General features: G+C 42.2%; 18 protein-coding genes. 12 read left to right on the top strand and 6 right to left on the bottom strand.

Annotation, left to right across the window (positions count from 1 at the left end; genetic code table 11):
- Positions 1–11: 11 nt before the first annotated feature.
- Positions 12–389, bottom strand: a complete 378-nt coding sequence (locus FN961_RS11505; RefSeq protein ID WP_144040319.1) for a VanZ family protein — start codon at positions 387–389, stop codon at positions 12–14.
- A 177-nt stretch (positions 390–566) separates the two neighbouring features.
- Between FN961_RS11505 and FN961_RS11510 the strand changes: the two genes are divergently transcribed.
- Positions 567–1,052: a YajQ family cyclic di-GMP-binding protein gene (locus FN961_RS11510; RefSeq protein ID WP_144040320.1), complete on the top strand. Its 486-nt coding sequence runs from the start codon at positions 567–569 to the stop codon at positions 1,050–1,052.
- Between the two features lie 82 nt (positions 1,053–1,134).
- On the opposite strand, the gene FN961_RS11515 is transcribed toward FN961_RS11510, so the two are convergent.
- From FN961_RS11515 to FN961_RS11530, 4 genes are all read right to left on the bottom strand, one after another.
- Positions 1,135–2,571, bottom strand: coding sequence for an AmpG family muropeptide MFS transporter (locus FN961_RS11515; RefSeq protein ID WP_144040321.1), 1,437 nt, complete (start codon positions 2,569–2,571; stop codon positions 1,135–1,137).
- A gap of 161 nt (positions 2,572–2,732) precedes the next feature.
- Positions 2,733–3,062 (bottom strand): hypothetical protein, encoded by a 330-nt coding sequence (locus FN961_RS11520; protein WP_144040322.1) that lies wholly within the window; start codon positions 3,060–3,062, stop codon positions 2,733–2,735.
- A gap of 91 nt (positions 3,063–3,153) precedes the next feature.
- Complete coding sequence (locus tag FN961_RS11525) at positions 3,154–3,738, bottom strand: peptidylprolyl isomerase (RefSeq protein ID WP_144040323.1); 585 nt, start codon at positions 3,736–3,738, stop codon at positions 3,154–3,156.
- A gap of 36 nt (positions 3,739–3,774) precedes the next feature.
- Positions 3,775–4,341, bottom strand: coding sequence for a YajG family lipoprotein (locus tag FN961_RS11530; protein ID WP_144040324.1), 567 nt, complete (start codon positions 4,339–4,341; stop codon positions 3,775–3,777).
- A 157-nt stretch (positions 4,342–4,498) separates the two neighbouring features.
- Here FN961_RS11530 and FN961_RS11535 point away from each other — a divergent pair, with 157 nt between their 5' ends.
- From FN961_RS11535 to FN961_RS11555, 5 genes are all read left to right on the top strand, one after another.
- Positions 4,499–5,074, top strand: a complete 576-nt coding sequence (locus FN961_RS11535; protein WP_144040325.1) for a porin family protein — start codon at positions 4,499–4,501, stop codon at positions 5,072–5,074.
- Positions 5,075–5,179: 105 nt separating this feature from the next.
- Positions 5,180–6,247, top strand: a complete 1,068-nt coding sequence (locus tag FN961_RS11540; RefSeq protein WP_144040326.1) for a DUF2804 domain-containing protein — start codon at positions 5,180–5,182, stop codon at positions 6,245–6,247.
- Positions 6,248–6,305: 58 nt separating this feature from the next.
- Positions 6,306–7,166 (top strand): sterol desaturase family protein, encoded by an 861-nt coding sequence (locus FN961_RS11545; RefSeq protein WP_144040327.1) that lies wholly within the window; start codon positions 6,306–6,308, stop codon positions 7,164–7,166.
- Positions 7,167–7,292: 126 nt separating this feature from the next.
- On the top strand, positions 7,293–8,309 hold the full coding sequence (locus FN961_RS11550; RefSeq protein WP_144040328.1) for an adenosine deaminase: 1,017 nt from the start codon (positions 7,293–7,295) through the stop codon (positions 8,307–8,309).
- Between the two features lie 629 nt (positions 8,310–8,938).
- Positions 8,939–9,502 (top strand): porin family protein, encoded by a 564-nt coding sequence (locus FN961_RS11555; protein WP_144040329.1) that lies wholly within the window; start codon positions 8,939–8,941, stop codon positions 9,500–9,502.
- A gap of 133 nt (positions 9,503–9,635) precedes the next feature.
- Here the strand turns inward: FN961_RS11555 and FN961_RS11560 are convergent, their stop codons facing one another.
- Entirely contained in the window at positions 9,636–10,883 is a 1,248-nt protein-coding gene (locus FN961_RS11560) for a methyltransferase (RefSeq protein WP_144040330.1), read from the bottom strand.
- Positions 10,884–10,979: 96 nt separating this feature from the next.
- Between FN961_RS11560 and FN961_RS11565 the strand changes: the two genes are divergently transcribed.
- The 6 genes from FN961_RS11565 to FN961_RS11590 all read left to right on the top strand — a co-directional run bounded on the left by FN961_RS11565 (position 10,980) and on the right by FN961_RS11590 (position 15,871).
- Positions 10,980–11,618 (top strand): alpha-ketoglutarate-dependent dioxygenase AlkB family protein, encoded by a 639-nt coding sequence (locus FN961_RS11565; protein ID WP_144040331.1) that lies wholly within the window; start codon positions 10,980–10,982, stop codon positions 11,616–11,618.
- Positions 11,619–11,725: 107 nt separating this feature from the next.
- Positions 11,726–12,229: an ACT domain-containing protein gene (locus tag FN961_RS11570; RefSeq protein WP_144040332.1), complete on the top strand. Its 504-nt coding sequence runs from the start codon at positions 11,726–11,728 to the stop codon at positions 12,227–12,229.
- 86 nt (positions 12,230–12,315) lie between these two features.
- Positions 12,316–12,615 (top strand): BolA family protein, encoded by a 300-nt coding sequence (locus tag FN961_RS11575; RefSeq protein ID WP_144040333.1) that lies wholly within the window; start codon positions 12,316–12,318, stop codon positions 12,613–12,615.
- Positions 12,616–12,813: 198 nt separating this feature from the next.
- Positions 12,814–13,338 carry a TRAP transporter small permease subunit gene (locus FN961_RS11580; RefSeq protein ID WP_144040334.1) on the top strand — a complete coding sequence of 175 codons (525 nt, stop codon included), beginning with the start codon at positions 12,814–12,816 and terminating at the stop codon, positions 13,336–13,338.
- Entirely contained in the window at positions 13,338–14,702 is a 1,365-nt protein-coding gene (locus FN961_RS11585) for a TRAP transporter large permease (RefSeq protein WP_144040335.1), read from the top strand. The genes FN961_RS11580 and FN961_RS11585 overlap by 1 nt, the downstream gene beginning before the upstream one ends.
- A gap of 77 nt (positions 14,703–14,779) precedes the next feature.
- Positions 14,780–15,871, top strand: coding sequence for a TRAP transporter substrate-binding protein (locus tag FN961_RS11590; protein ID WP_185972777.1), 1,092 nt, complete (start codon positions 14,780–14,782; stop codon positions 15,869–15,871).
- Positions 15,872–15,914: the final 43 nt, after the last annotated feature.

Below are 15,914 nucleotides of genomic sequence, written 5' to 3' on the forward strand. Positions count from 1 at the left end.
TTTTCCTTGGCTTATTCAGGTTCGGAAATATGAGATGCTTTGATATAGCGTTGGTAGCCCCAAAGGCAAGAATAAAACAACAGAACTCCAAGCATATCGGCAACAAAGTCAGCGATTGAAGCACTGCGATAGGGCAATGTCGATTGCACCAATTCGATAAAAATCCCGTAGCATGCAAGCGTGATAGTGAGCAGATACCATTTAGGCTTAAAGGCGAGATGAGTCAGATAAGAGAGGCAGAAGAAACTACCCAAATGGCCTAGTTTATCCATGTTAGGGATCGTCTGCGGGAGCAAATAGGTGTAGTTGGGTCGAGAGAATACGAGGTAACTGATCGCAATCAATGTTACGAGCAAAGCCAACTTAAAAATATTTCGTCTAGATATCACGGGTTCAGGCGCATTTGGTCATTTGGGTAATCATAGGAAAATGTGGCTTCCTTGTCACTTATAAAAATCACTAATTTAGCCATATTGGATATCTTTCACATCTTTAGTCTCGATTCCACTTCATATGTAACTGAGGTAAACTAAGACTACGATAAATACAGGTACAGGACACATGAAATGCCTTCAATGGATATAGTTTCAGAAGTCGATGAAGTTGAATTAAGAAACGCTGTTGATAATTCGGTACGTGAACTAAAAACACGTTTTGATTTTCGTGGCAAAGAAGCGAGTATCGAATACAAAGATCATATCGTAACGCTATCGGCGGAAGATGATTTTCAGTGCCAGCAACTGGTGGATATTTTACGCATGCAATTGAGTAAGCGTAATGTTGATCCGTCAGCGATGGATGTTGATGATAAGTCGGTACACAGCGGTAAGACATTCTCATTGAAAGTCCGCTTTAAAGAGGGCATCGAAGTCCTAACGGCTAAAAAGCTAGTTAAGATGATTAAAGACAGTAAGTTAAAAGTACAGTCTTCAATACAGGGTGACTCTGTGCGTATTACTGGCAAGAAGCGTGATGATCTGCAGGCGGTAATGGCATTAGCGCGTGAATCTGGCTTAGATCAACCTTTCCAGTTCAACAACTTCCGCGATTAGCTTGTAAATTTTAGCTTTCTGCGAAAAAATTAAGATAAAAGAGGTTTAAAGAATAGCGCTTTAAACCTCTTTTTAGTAAGAGCTAAGTCTTAGTAATAGACGCTTCATCAGATGTTTCTTTGTCGTCATCATTCATCTTATTTTGAACATTATCATGACGAGTGCGTTTATCGACAATATAGACAAGCAGCAGTACGGGGAAGCCGATCACGCTGGCGGAAATAAAGAAATTGATGTAACCGAAAGCATCTACATAGGCGCCGGAAAACCCCGCAATAAATTTGGGGAACAGTAACATGATTGAAGATAACAGGGCATATTGAGTCGCACTGTAGCCCGTGCTGGTTAAGCTCGAAAGATAGGCGATAAAGGCAGCCGTTGCGATACCTGCACTAAAGTTATCGATAGAGATGATAATGGTGAGTAGAGAGACATCATAACCAATCATGGCTTGGTAGGCGAAGAGTAAGTTAGTGACCGCTACTAATAGCGCACCGATAAAGAGGATCTTCATGGTGCCGTATCGTGCTAGTAAGATACCACCGAACCCAGCGCCGACTAAGGTCATTATCAAGCCGTATATTTTACTTATTGCGGCGATCTCATCTTTCGCAAATCCCATATCTACATAAAAGACATTGGCCATTATTCCCATGACGATGTCTGATATTCGGTAGCATGAGATGAGCAATAAGATCAGAATTGCATTGCGTCCATAGCGTTTAAAAAAGTCTAAAAATGGCAACACGCTTGCGGTGTAAAACCAAGATAGAGTACCAGCAACGATTTTTGGATAGCGTTGACTAAACTCTGTTCTAATCTCTTGCTCTTTCTCATCAGCAATTTTCATTTCAACTTGCGGCTCTTTGCTAAATAAAGTGGTCAGAATTCCCACTGACATCAGGCCAGCCATGATTAGATAAGCCGTTTGCCAAGCAACGAGATTGTATGCATCACTATTGGGTTCTATCCAAGCTGCAATGGTAAGGGCACCAGCGGTAGCGACAATCATGGCGCTGCGATAACCGACTTGATATGCCGCTGCTAGGGCGGCTTGCATCTTCTCGGGAGCGGACTCAATACGAAAAGCATCAATCACGATATCTTGAGTTGCTGAGGCAAATGCGACCATTAATGCAAAGAGGGCAAGACGCTCCAGGTCTTTAACGGGGTCGCTAAATGACATGCCCACGATAGCGGTCACTAACAGGATTTGCGCAAACAACATCCAACCTCGTCGACGGCCTAACAAGCGGGTGAATATGGGGAGTGAGAGCCTATCGACTAAAGGAGACCAGGCCCATTTGAAGCCATAAGCTAGCGCTATCCAACTAAAATAACCTATTGCGGTTCTGTCTACTCCCGCTTCTCTAAGCCAAAAAGAGAGCGTTGAGAACACCAACATCAAGGGCAAGCCAGCGGAGAAACCAAGTAATAATAGGACTAAGACTCGTTTGTGGCTATAAATAGAGAGTGCGTCTTTGAAGCGAGAAAGCGATGAGTTTGCTGCTAGAGACATAAAAAGAGTTCTAAGTTGTTATTAGGGCTAGCTTAAGGGCGAGCGTCCCTTGGTTCAAGGAGAAAAGTGATAACAGCAGAAATTAATCTTTTATACTGATTGGTGTTAAATATAAAAGCCCAGACAGTGATGCCTGGGCTTAGCTTTCTATATCGTTGAACTTATTCGGAACAGGGTCTGTTACCTATGCATCCTTTGGGTATTTGACCACCGAGACTGAGAAAATCACAACACTCATCTATCTGTTTACGTAGATATTGATTGCCGCGGATCATCCAGTCTGGCCATCGGTCAAAAGCATGCAATAGGTGCCAAAAAACTCGCTCCATATCCGTTTGCGCGTCACCCTGATGATTGAACTGTTGCCACTCTTCTAGGGTGTCCCATAGATATAGCTGTACCTCGTTAAAACCGAGCTGATTACTCAGAAAGGCTTTTCCATATAGGGCCAGCTGGGGCGCTTTATTATCGATGAACTCATTAGGTGTCATCAGCCGCCTCCTTTTTTTATACTCATTGAGTATAGAAGACAATGGACTTAATTTCTGATTATTTGTGATAAATAATCATTCTCATTCAATCTTATTTCCTGGGGAGAAGTGTAGCCTTCTCTAAGATAATGTCTTTTATAGGAAAGTCTGGCCATTGAAGTTTCAGGTTTTGTTCAGTTGCAACATTCGACATTGCTTGAATAACGTCAGCCCCTTTGATGATTTCACCAAATACTGCATAACCCCAGCGCCTAGATGATGGGTCTAGTCTCACATTCTCGCCAACATTAAAATAAAATTGGCTGGTGGCGGAGTGTGGATTTTGGTCTCGAGCCATGGCGATGGTACCAAAGGTATTCGACAGTCCATTACCCGATTCATTGACAATAGGCGCAGCGACAGGTCTCTCTTCCTGTTTCAGATCCAAGCCCCCACCTTGTACGACAAACTCGGCAATCACACGATGGAAGAGTGTGTTGTCATAGTGCCCTTTAACAACATAAGTAAGAAAATTATCGACGGTTAGTGGTGCCCGGGTTCTGTCTAGCTCGACCACTATTTTCCCCATACTGGTATCGAGTTGTACTTGTGGGTAGAGAGTATTGGGCTGAATGTCGATGGCAAATGCAGTTTGGCTCAGACACAATAGAATTAAGGCGTTAAATATACGCAGCATAAGGCTTCCTTGTTATGACAAATGACTAATTGGCTATTACTGCTGAATAAATTCATTAAGCTCAGGATCGGTTATTATTTTTGTGCTTAACTCATCGAGCAATTTATTGATGGCGAGTTCTAGGGTGGCAAAATCTGCGCTGAAAGGGCCTGTTACTGTATTTTTGGCCGTATAACGTTTTGTAAGAGTATTGCGACCGTTTTTTGCGATGACATTGATAATGATATTACTGTTAGCTTCGTAGTTAAATGTGCCGGTGTTTACGTCAGTTAATAACTGCTCTAATTGTAATTGGATCTGCTTAGTTGAACTGGGATCTATTTGATAACCCGCTTTGGTAAACCCCTTACGAAACACCTCATCCATCTGTTTTCTTGGTGCTTCAGAAGGGCTGATTAACTTGGCAGCTTGATCGTCATTATTAAACCGGACAATAAAGTTAGCCGAACGAGTATCAATAGTCTCTATGGCTATGGCTTCAGGCGACTGTAGCTGGGACTCGATGTTTGGTGCTTGCGGGTTGAGTGCGATATGACTCGGCATCTGAGAAGCGCAGCCTGATAGTGCAATCACGGCTGTTAACGAAATAAATAGACGTTTCATGATGGTGTTATCTTAATTTAAATGGACAAAACTGAATGGCGTTAGCATACCAGAATTAGGATGGGTTTCCACAGCTGGAGGATTCTAAGTTTGGTTAAGATTGGGTACAGCTTATTTTGTTAATATATCGGTATTAACTCTTCATATGAACGTATAAATGATTAAATCTATTTTTATGTCGTTACCACTTTTAGCTTCATCTCTTATTCTTAGTCAATCAGTGAATGCAGAAGACTCTAATCATTATATTGGTGGGACGCTAGGCTATGGCTTCCATGACTTTGAAACTGAAAAATATGGTAATGCTAACTTTAGTGACAGTATTACCTTTGATCTGTATTACCAATATATGATCAATGACCATTTCGGGGTTGAAGTCGGTGGCATGTCAGGATCTGGTGGTGCTTTCAGTATCTTATCCGATATCTGGAATGATGTGAAAGGGCTAAGTTATCGTGGCCTACGGACCGCTGCATACGCTAAATTACCACTGAGTGCCAGTAATAGCCTATATGCTAAAGCTGGTACAGCTTATCAATGGATTGATTATGATGTTGTTCTTCAAGATAAAGAAAGAGTTAGTGTTAGTGAAACTGATAATGGATTTTATGGTGCTATAGGTTGGGAGTTTAGGTTCCGTAACGGACTTGCTTTAAATGCGGAATATCAACATGTGCCAATGAGAAATTTGACGCTGAAAAGTTATAACTTTGGTATTAATTACCCGTTTTAAATTATATGTTCTAGAACTAATCAATAAGCTATAGGAGTTATTGACTTTAATCTCAAAGCCCATCAAGTTAGAGTAAAAATTCAAATTCTACACAGGAAGTGCTCAATGGGGATTTCTCAACGTCGGGTAGGTATGATCAATACAGTGGGTGCTCCAGAGGATATTATTAACAGTCGGGGTAGGCCAATTTTTGGTTATTTCGATGGTCCGGTATCATCCTTGGGACTCGATAAGTTCAAGTACTCTAATGAGATGGATAAACCCGCTTCAATACTGAGCCGTTATTTTCACTATAAACAGTTCCAATTTGTCAGCTTAGTGACACCGCGCTACATCATTGGAGTCGCGATTGCCGATATTCGTTATGTGGGAAGCGCATTTTGTTACCTTTTTGATATCGCTAAGAACAGGTTAGTCGAGACAAGTTGGCTTAAACCGCTTGGCTTAGGTTACAACCTAACGCCTTCACCGATGGACGGAACAGCTGAAATAGCCGGCCGCAAGGGAGCCATTGCGTTTAATCTATCCCAAGGTATCTGGTCTTTATCGATTGATACATCAAACATTAAAGCGGAATTGACGTTATCACCTCCTGTGCTGAGTTTACCCATGGCCATCTGTAATCCAACGGGTTATAGCGGCTGGACCTATACCCAAAAGCATAACGGGCTAAAACCCCAAGGTCAGTTAACGATAAATGATGAACCTCAACCTTTGAACCAAGTGCTAGGCAGCTATGACTTCTCAGCAGGTTATATGCGCCGAGAAACAAGTTGGCGTTGGGCTTGTATTAATGCTCACAGTGACAAAGGCGTTATCGGATTAAACTTAGCGGCAGGGGTTAATGAAACTGGCTGTAATGAGAACGTATTTTGGGTTAACGGAGAGCGGCATTTACTCGGGCCAGTGCATTTTGACTTTGCCAGATCACGTGGCGACAAAGAGGGAAGTAAGCAGGGGCAATTGTGGCGAATATATTCTGATAATGGCCAAATCGATCTCTCCTTTAAGTCACTGAACTGCCGTCAAGAAAAGCTCAATTTACTTTTGCTAAAAAGTAACTTTAGGCAGTATATCGGGCGCTACTCAGGTTATATCATCGACAATTCAGGCGTTAAGCATACGCTGGATAAAGTGTTGGGCTTAACGGAAGATCACTTTGCTCGTTGGTGATATACCCAAACCTATCTCTGAATAACAATAATAACAACACGTAGATTAGGAACTGGATATGGATTTCAATGCGCTTATTGCTCACCCAGAATTATTACTCATTGGGTTAGCGCCGCTTTTTTTTATCAGCATTTTATTGGAATGGTATTTAGGAGATCGGCGAAACAAGTTACCTGCCAATGCAAAATATCGTTTGCCTGAGGTCCTGTGTAATCTCTCTCTTGCAGGGTTACATCAAGGGGCTGATATTCTCACTGGTTTACTTATCGCTAAGGTGTACTTGCTCTTTTTTGGTTGGCATCTCTTTGATATCAAAATGGGGCTTTTTACCTTCATACTGCTTATGGTCGCACAGGACTTTTGTTATTACTGGTTTCATCGAGCCAGCCATCGGATCCGTTGGATGTGGGCTGCGCATGTGGCTCACCATAGTTCAGAAACCATGAATTTTAGCACTGCATTTCGTCAGTCTCTAATGTATCCGCTCGCAGGTATGTGGGTATTTTGGCTACCTTTGGTAGTGCTTGGTTTCGACCCTAATTGGGTTGTATTCGTCGTTTTACTCAATCTTGGTTTGCAATTTTTTGTTCATACGCAGGCGGTTAAATCATTGGGTCCTTTAGAATATATCTTCAACACTCCCTCACATCATAGGGTTCATCATGGTCGCAATCCGCAATATATCGATAAGAATTATGCAGGTGTGCTGATCATCTGGGACAAGATGTTTGGTACTTATGCCAAAGAGGAGGAGACGGTTGAGTATGGGATCACTAAACCTGTAAACAGCTTTAATCCCTTAGTCGTCACCTTTAGCGAGTGGCGAGATATGTTCAGAGAAGCGTTCGCATCGAGGCTTACTTTAAAGCAACGGTGGGGTTGTTTGTTTTCACCACCTCAGACTCGAGATCGTGATTAATTTGTTACCTACTTTCTGTTTTAAGTGATATATAAAGTGGAGTTTTGGCTGGGCAAAGTTAACTTTTTCAATATGATAAGGTGTGCTAAGGTTGATACTCCAATGTAATCATATAAGAGGTTGACTATGAAAGCATTTATTTCAGAATTGCCCAAAGTGGAATTACATCTTCATATTGAAGGAACCTTAGAGCCTGAGTTGATGTTTGAATTGGCGCGCCGTAATAAGGTGGACATTCCTTTCGATACCCCAGAGGCTGTGAGGGCCGCCTATGATTTTCATAATCTGCAGTCATTTCTAGATATTTATTATCAAGGTGCAAATGTGCTCATTCATGAGCAGGACTTTTTTGACCTGACTTGGGCATATTTACTGCGTTGTCAGCAAGACAATGTGATGCACACTGAGATCTTTTTCGATCCACAGACCCATACAGATAGAGGGGTCCATTTCAGCACTGTCGTTAATGGGATTCAAATGGCGTTGTCGCAAGCTGAAAAGGAACTTGGGATCAGCAGCCAGTTGATCATGTGCTTCCTGCGTCACCTGGATGAAGACGCCGCTTTTTCTACCTTGGAAATGGCCTTGCCTTATAAAGATAAAATAGTGGGCATAGGCTTAGATTCTTCAGAGCAGGGAAATCCACCAGAGAAGTTCAAACGGGTTTTTGAGAGGGCGTTGGAATATGGTTTTTTGACTGTAGCCCATGCAGGCGAAGAGGGGCCAGCTCAGAATATTTATGATGCTATGGACATGCTCAAAGTAAGCCGTATCGATCATGGGGTCAGTTGTTCTCAAGATGCAACTCTGATGAATAGATTAGCCACAAGCCAGCTGCCATTGACTGTTTGCCCTCTGTCAAATACTCGTCTTAAAGTGTTTGATAGCATGGAGCAACACAATATAGCAGCGCTTTTGCATCATGGCCTGTGTGTCACCATTAATTCTGACGATCCTGCGTATTTTGGCGGCTATATGACCGATAATTTTAATGCTGTAGCTGAGGCATTACCATTAACTAGATCTGAGCTGACACAATTTACCCTTAACGCCATCGAAGCGAGTTTTATCAATGATGATGCTAAAGCAGTAATGAGAGAACGAACTCAGGCCTACCTTACAGCCAATCAGGATGTTGAGTAGAGAGATCCTTGTAAGCTTACAATTATGTGAAGTTTGCAGTCGTATAATTCGTTAATTCTAGGTAAGTAAAGAGTTCTATTCGGCTTTGTTGGTAGAGCTTTGTAACTCGTTAATGACTTCAAGTTAGCTAGGCTTTGAATGAAGGCTAATTACATTTCTGTTTAAGCCCCGTTAATTTGGTATTTGGTTGGTGTAGTCCATATCTTCATGGTCATTTATAGCCTGCTGCTTGCTAATTTACTGCTATTTACTGCGAATATATTCCTATACGCTCTGCTGTTTTTAGTAAATTAGAAGTTAAACAATTGGTTTAACTTGTTTAACACAGCAAGCTTCAATGCCGTAAAGGATAGGAGTCCGATGAACAACCCTGCGTCTGGTTCAAAGAGTATCATTTTGCGAGATCCCATCCTGAAACCAAAGTCCGCTACGATACCCCCTTTTAGAGGTTTGCTCATCATTTAAATACTTAATGTTAGTTCATACAGCTCTAATACAGCTTCTTACTATATTGTTGTTGATTATGTTGCTAACTTGAGAGGGTAATGTAATCTTTGCCCTCTTTGATAATTGATGTTTAGTTTTTTACAGTGAGTTAAATTTTATTATAGAAATATAGGGAAATGATCATGAGAAAAGCATTGTTGGTGGCTATTAGCCTGTTAAGCGCTGGAGCTTACGCCGGTGAATCAAATCATGTTGTAGGTGGAAGTATCGGCTACGGGGTTCAGGATTTTGAATCCAATGACGGCAAGGAGTTTAGTGTTGGAGATAGCTTTGCGAGTGATATCTATTATCGATATATGCTAAATGAGAACTTTGGTATTGAAGCCGGGTTGATGGCTGGTACCGGTGGTGTAGCAAGTGCAATATCTGGCATTTTTGCCAGTGTTGATAACATTAGCTACAAAGGTGCTCGAGCGGTTGTATATGGACAAGTTCCGCTTTCGGAAAGCAATCATCTCTACGCTAAAGCCGGCATGAGCGCGAACCAACTAAACTATGATGTTTCAGGTTTTTTTAGTAGTGATGTAATAAAGAGTATTGAAAGTGATGGCAGCGACTTTTATGGCGCTGTGGGCTGGGGGATTCGTTTTCAATCCGGGCTAGGGTTGAACATAGAATATCAATATGTACCGGTTCAAGAGCTCAAAGTACAAATTTTCAGTATCGGTATGAGTTACCGCTTTTAATCTAGCGAAATATGCAACATAGCCTTCGAATGAAGGCTGGTTACATCTTATCGTTCAGTTCATTGGTATTCAGCCCGCAAACTAAATACCAACTTAATGAAACCCTAGAACTTAGAACTTGTTATTCAACAAGCTACTTTTTGGCACCATAAAGTGAACTTTGTGGGTGTGGCTCACTTGCTACCATTTCTGCTTCTGTCGTATGAGTCTCAAAAGGCTCGGCTTTCTTGCTGATTTTTTGTGCTTGCAAGATAACGAATTTTCCGTTTGATGCCACCGTGGTACAATTTTTAAAGATGCGTTGCAGCTTCACGTGGTATGCCAAGTGACGATTACCAACGACATGTAAAATGCCGCCATTTTTAAGCGAACGCCATGATTGGAGGAACATCTGCCAAGCGATATGATCGGTGATGGCTTCGCCTTGATGGAAAGGCGGATTACATAAGATTAGATCCGGACGTACGCCATCATCCAAGTGGGTTAAACAATCATCCCAGCCAAATGTCGCTTGTTGACCGACTAAGCCATCAGTGTCTAGCTTATTGAGTTGCCAGTTTTGTTTGGCTGATTCAATCGCCATTTCTGAATCGTCAACGAAGTGAATATAAGCCTCTGGAAATAGCTGTTTTGCGTGTAAACCTAATATGCCATTTCCGCAGCCTAAATCGATAATCGATTTGAAATTACCTTTAGGCATGTTTTCCAGCATAATTTCAGCGCCGATATCCAGTTTATTCGCAGCGAATACATTGCTTAGATTACGTATTTCTAGGTTTAACTTAGGAACTGACCATTGAACTTCATTAGGCAAGCTTCGCACTTTACCATCGCTGACACAGGTGATCACACGGGTCTTTTTCCAGGTTAAACTCGCACTGGCTGAGCCTAGGTGTTTGCTAATTAACTCAAGTACAGACTTATTAATTGATTTGGCTTTGGCACTGATGAGCACTTGTGTGTTTACTGGAAGAACTTGAGATAGACGATTAAGCTGGTGGGCAAAATAGGTTAAGTTCTTCGGTAGCTTCATTAGTACAAGTTCAATTTTACTAGGTAGGTCATCACGGCTGTTAAGCCACTCAATGGCTTCGCTAGGGAGCTTATTTGTAGCCAGATTTTGCTGGATGCCTAATTGACTGGTTTTGGCATCGGTTTCAACCATTAGTGGCCAAGCTGGATCCATAGAGCGAAGGCAAGTGGTTAATGCACCAAAATTGTCATTGAGGATTGCCGTTGTAACAGACACTTGTTCAGTCTCTTTAAGATGTTTTATCAGGTGCTCATCGGCAGCATCCCATGCCTGTAAGTTTGATTCCTGATCTTTAGGGTAGCGTGCTAGTTCTAGCTCGATATCCGCGACTGAAAATTGTGTTGTCATATGCCAAAATGTACCAATAAAATAAGGGCACGCATTATCGCAGATCTACCTGACAAGATATATAAGTTAAAGGGTGTACGTCTATTGGAGAGAATAATGAAGCAACAAGGCTTAGGTTTTGAGTCATTTGAGGCGTTATCTCATGACGCTGGTTCTCAAGGTATTCAAGCGCCGGTTCAGTTGATCTCTGGTTATCTAAATGCTGACCAGCAGGCGGCTTTGCTCAATGAAGTGGACACTTACCCATTAACCCGTCCTGAAATTCATGTTTATGGTCAAAATCACGCTATCCCGCGGACACAAGCTTGGTTTGGAGATTCTGGTTGTGATTACCTTTATTCAGGTCTATTTGTTAAGGCGCTATCTTGGCCTAAATATGCAGGCAAGCTAAGAGAAAAGCTGCGTCGTGATTTTGGTATAACAGCGAATGGGGTGCTGGTGAATCGATATGCTAATGGCCAAGATTCAATGGGCTGGCACTGTGATGATGAGCCTGAAATCCTTGCCTGCAGTGATATTGCTTCTATTAGTATTGGTGCTAGTCGCGACTTTGTTATTCGACACAAAGCAAGTCAGCAACAGTATCGGATACCTCTTCATAGCGGTGATCTACTTATCATGCATGCCCCCATGCAAGATGAGTGGGAACATTGTGTACCTAAGCGGTTGAAAGTGTTGGAGCCTAGGGTTAATTTCACTTTTAGAGAGTTAATTAAACATTACCACGGTGCTTGATTGATGGTTATTTATCCTGAAATAGGCGTGTATTATGTTAGTCAGCTCTCAATTTGGTGTAGAGAAACACGTTAAGCTAAATGCTAAATAGTTTGTTGGAGTGTCAGATGAAAAACTTATTTATTGCTAGCGTTATCGGCCCAATCGTTCCCGGTATTATCAAGTCTCTGGCTGAAGTCACTCGCCGATTTGAGGGCGAATGGGTGACGAGTAAGGTGATTAAACTTGATGGTCATTTCTCGGCAATGATGAAAATAGCGATAGCAGCAGAAGCTGAAGGTGAACTTAAGTCATGTTTTGAAGCTGAGTTCAGTGGATTACGTTTTTTCTTCGATGAAGTGCTGGCTGATAAAGATACCGCTTTTACTTCACTGCACTTGAGAGTTGACTGTCAGGATCGTTCAGGACTCACCCGTGATATCGTCAATATTCTCACCGATCTGGATCTTGTGATTGAACATATGGAGTTTAACCGAGTGGCAGTGTCTACCATCGGGCAAACAGTATTTTCATCAACGTTGAATTTAGCGGTTCCACAAGGTGTGAGTACTGAGAGCGTTGTCGAGTTACTCGAAGGCGTGACAGAAGGAACAAGGGTTAAAGTGTTGTAGTGACTTTATACGTCTGAAGAGGGTTGACCTATTCTTCCCTAAACAGTAATCTGCGGCCATGAATTTAGGCTGAATAGAGAAACCATATGTCAGTTGCACAGAACATTATTGAAAAACTAACCGAAGCCTTGGCACCTGCCCACCTTGAAGTGATTAATGAAAGTCATAATCACCATGTGCCGCCAAATTCAGAAACTCATTTTAAGGTTATTATTGCCTCTGAATTGTTCGACGGTAAGCGTTTGTTAGCTCGTCATCGTGCTGTAAATGAAGCATTGGCTACTGAGTTTGCTAATGGCCTACATGCGCTTTCTATGCACACTTATTCACCAAGTGAGTGGGAAGCTCAAGTCGCGGTTCCTGATTCACCTAAGTGTAAAGGTTAAGATTTAATTTAAGGAGTTTGAACGCGAGTTTCAGACTCCTTTACGTTGATGTTCTATCAGTATCCTCCTCTTCGTTTTTAGCTTTCTTCATAACATTCCCTTTCTAATCTATATTTGGCTCTATCAACCCTCTTTTTGTTTATCTATCGTGTCGTTTCTGTTATCAATAAGTTACTTGGTAATCTGTGATAGAAATTGATGAATCGAATAGAGAAGCTCACTGAATTGATCGGTAAAGGGGCAAGCTGGTTTACATTGTTAATTGTATTGTTAACTTTAACGGTCGTCGTATTACGTTATGCTTTTAATATCGGCGCTACAGCGGTGCAAGAAAGTGCACTTTATCTTCATGGTGCCATATTCACATTAGCGGCAGGCTACACCCTTAAACACGATGGCCATGTTAGGGTTGATATCTTTTATCGTCATTTCTCTAATCGTGGTCGACATTTGGTCGATCTGCTGGGCACACTCTTCTTACTTTTTCCCGTTTGTATTTTTATCGCTTACTCTTGTTTTGATTATGTTTTGGCATCTTGGCGTTACTCTGAGTCTTCAGTTGAAGCCGGAGGATTACCCTTTGTTTATTTACAGAAAAGCCTCTTACTGTTGCTGGTGGTGAGTCTATTACTTCAAGGTTCTGTCGAGCTTGTACGTCATACTTTGGCGTTGCTCACAAAAGAAGTGATTGAAGATAAAGACGCAGTGGGAGATAAGCTGTAATGGCCATTTTACTCTTCTTGGCTGTCTGCCTTGTGCTGATGTTAGGTTATCCCGTTGCGTTAACGCTTGCTGGTGTCGCTTTGATGTTTGCCGCAATAGGCACGTTAACAGGGACGTTTGATAGTAGCCTACTTGGTGTATTACCTAACCGTTTATACGGGGTCATTAATAATCCAATTCTAATGGCTGTGCCACTCTTTGTATTTATGGGCGTAGTGCTGGAAAAATCTAAAATTGCTGAGCAGCTTCTGACCAGCATGGCAGAGCTCTTTGGCCGCTTTCGAGGAGGTTTGATTTTTAGTGTCTTCTTTGTGGGCATGTTGCTCGCTGCCAGTACCGGTATTGTGGGGGCTACAGTTGTGACGATGGGGTTAATGTCACTGCCAACATTATTGAAAAGAGGCTTTGACCCAGCTTTTAGTGCTGGGGCTATTTGTGCAACTGGTACTTTAGGTCAAATTATTCCTCCCTCTATTGCCTTAGTACTGCTTGGCGATGTGCTTTCAAATGCCTACCAACAAGCCCAGTTACAGATGGGAATTTTTAGTCCCAAATCAGTCTCTGTGGGAGATCTGTTTGCCGGTGCATTAGTCCCAGGCTTACTCCTGCTGACCATGTATTGTCTCTACACCTTGATTTTGATTAAACGTAAACCAGAGCAGTTCCCTGCTGTTGTCGATCATCGACGGTTAGATTGGGAGTTTGCGTTGCAAACTCTGGGGGCTTTAGTGCCACCCTTATTGCTCATTTTTCTTGTGTTGGGGTCGATATTATTTGGAATCGCAACACCAACTGAAGCCGCATCCGTTGGCGCTTTTGGTGCTTTAGTGATTGCTTTGATAAAAAGGCAGATGAACGTAAAGCAGTTAAAAGAGGTGATGATTAGTACAACCAAGATCACCTCGATGGTGTTTCTTATCTTGATAGGCGCTTCTATCTTCTCCCTTGTCTTTAGAGGACTGGGTGGAGAAGTGCTGATCCATGAACTCTTTAACAATATGCCTGGCGGACTTATCGGGGCAACGTTATTGGTTATGGTCGTGATTTTCTTGCTTGGGTTTATTTTGGACTTTATTGAGATCACATTTGTGGTCGTGCCTTTAGTCGCTCCGATTTTGCTTACCATGGGGCTCGATCCCATTTGGCTCGGAATTATGATAGCGGTTAATTTACAAACCTCGTTTTTAACCCCTCCTTTTGGTTTTGCCCTCTTCTATTTAAGGGGCGTGAGTAAAGAGTTAATTACAAGTGGTCAGATCTATAAAGGGGTCATTCCCTTCGTGGTTATCCAGCTGCTGTTGATGTTGATATTGAGTATTTGGCCCGAATTGATCACTTGGCTGCCTTCTCAAATATATGGTTAAGGCTTCCTGCGCCAAGATAGTGTTAATTCGGTGTAGTTCAGTTTTCTAAGGAAAGTATGGAAAAGGAAAAGGAAATAATGAAAAGAGTAACCGTTATTTTTCTCTCATTGGCAGCGCTGTTTATGACAGGCTGTCAGGAGAAGGAAAGCCAAGCAGTGCAAACTAGCATTGCAGATGTTGAAACCATTGAGTGGAAGCTAGTGACCTCATGGCCCAAAAACTTTCCCGGTCTTGGTATGGCTCCTGAACGTTTTGCCAAATTGGTTGATGAGATGTCTGCTGGTCGACTAAAAATTAACGTCTATGGTGCTGGTGAGTTGATGCCTGCATTTGAAGTTTTTGATGCGGTGAGTCAAGGCACTGTTCAGATGGGGCACAGCGCTGCATATTATTGGAAAGGCAAAACACCGGCTGCCCAGTTTTTTACCTCGATTCCATTTGGCTTAAATGCCCAAGAGATGAATGGTTGGCTACATTATGGCGGCGGATTGGAGTTGTGGGAGGAGGTATATGAGCCTTTTGGAATAAAGCCGCTTGCTGGTGGTAATACTGGCGTACAGATGGGAGGTTGGTTTAATAAAGAGATCAACTCAATGGAAGATCTTAAAGGCTTAAAGATGCGCTTACCAGGTTTAGGTGGCGAGGTCTTAAAGCGAGTTGGTGGCGTTCCTGTTACTTTGCCCGGACGTGAGCTGTATACCGCTCTGCAAACCGGGGCTATCGATGCCACTGAGTGGGTGGGACCATTTAACGATCTCGCGTTTGGTCTGCACAAGGCGGCTAAATTTTATTATTACCCAGGATGGCACGAGCCTGGTTCTACTTTAGAGTTTCTTATCAATAAAGAGGCCTTTGCAACATTGCCCGCCGATCTTCAATCAATCGTTACGGTTGCTGCTCGGGCCATTAATCAAGATATGTTAGATGAGTACACGAGCAAACATATCATCGCCCTTGAGTCTTTGATTAATGAACATGGGGTGATTATTAAGCCTTATCCTGATGAGGTGATGAGTGAGTTAGGAAGAGTCTCTAAGGTCGTGATAAAGGAGCAGTCAGTTAAAGATGCGACAATGGAGAAAGTCTATAAGGCATATATGGAATATGAAGCTGGTGTACGCAAGTATCATAAAATTTCGGAAGATGCTTATAGCCGGATAAGAGAATAGAGTGTTGTCAAATTAAGTATCATCAAGGTGCATAAATCTTGTT

Origin of the sequence: Shewanella hanedai (assembly GCF_007197645.1) — a bacterium.
Classification (GTDB): Bacteria; Pseudomonadota; Gammaproteobacteria; order Enterobacterales; family Shewanellaceae; genus Shewanella; species Shewanella hanedai.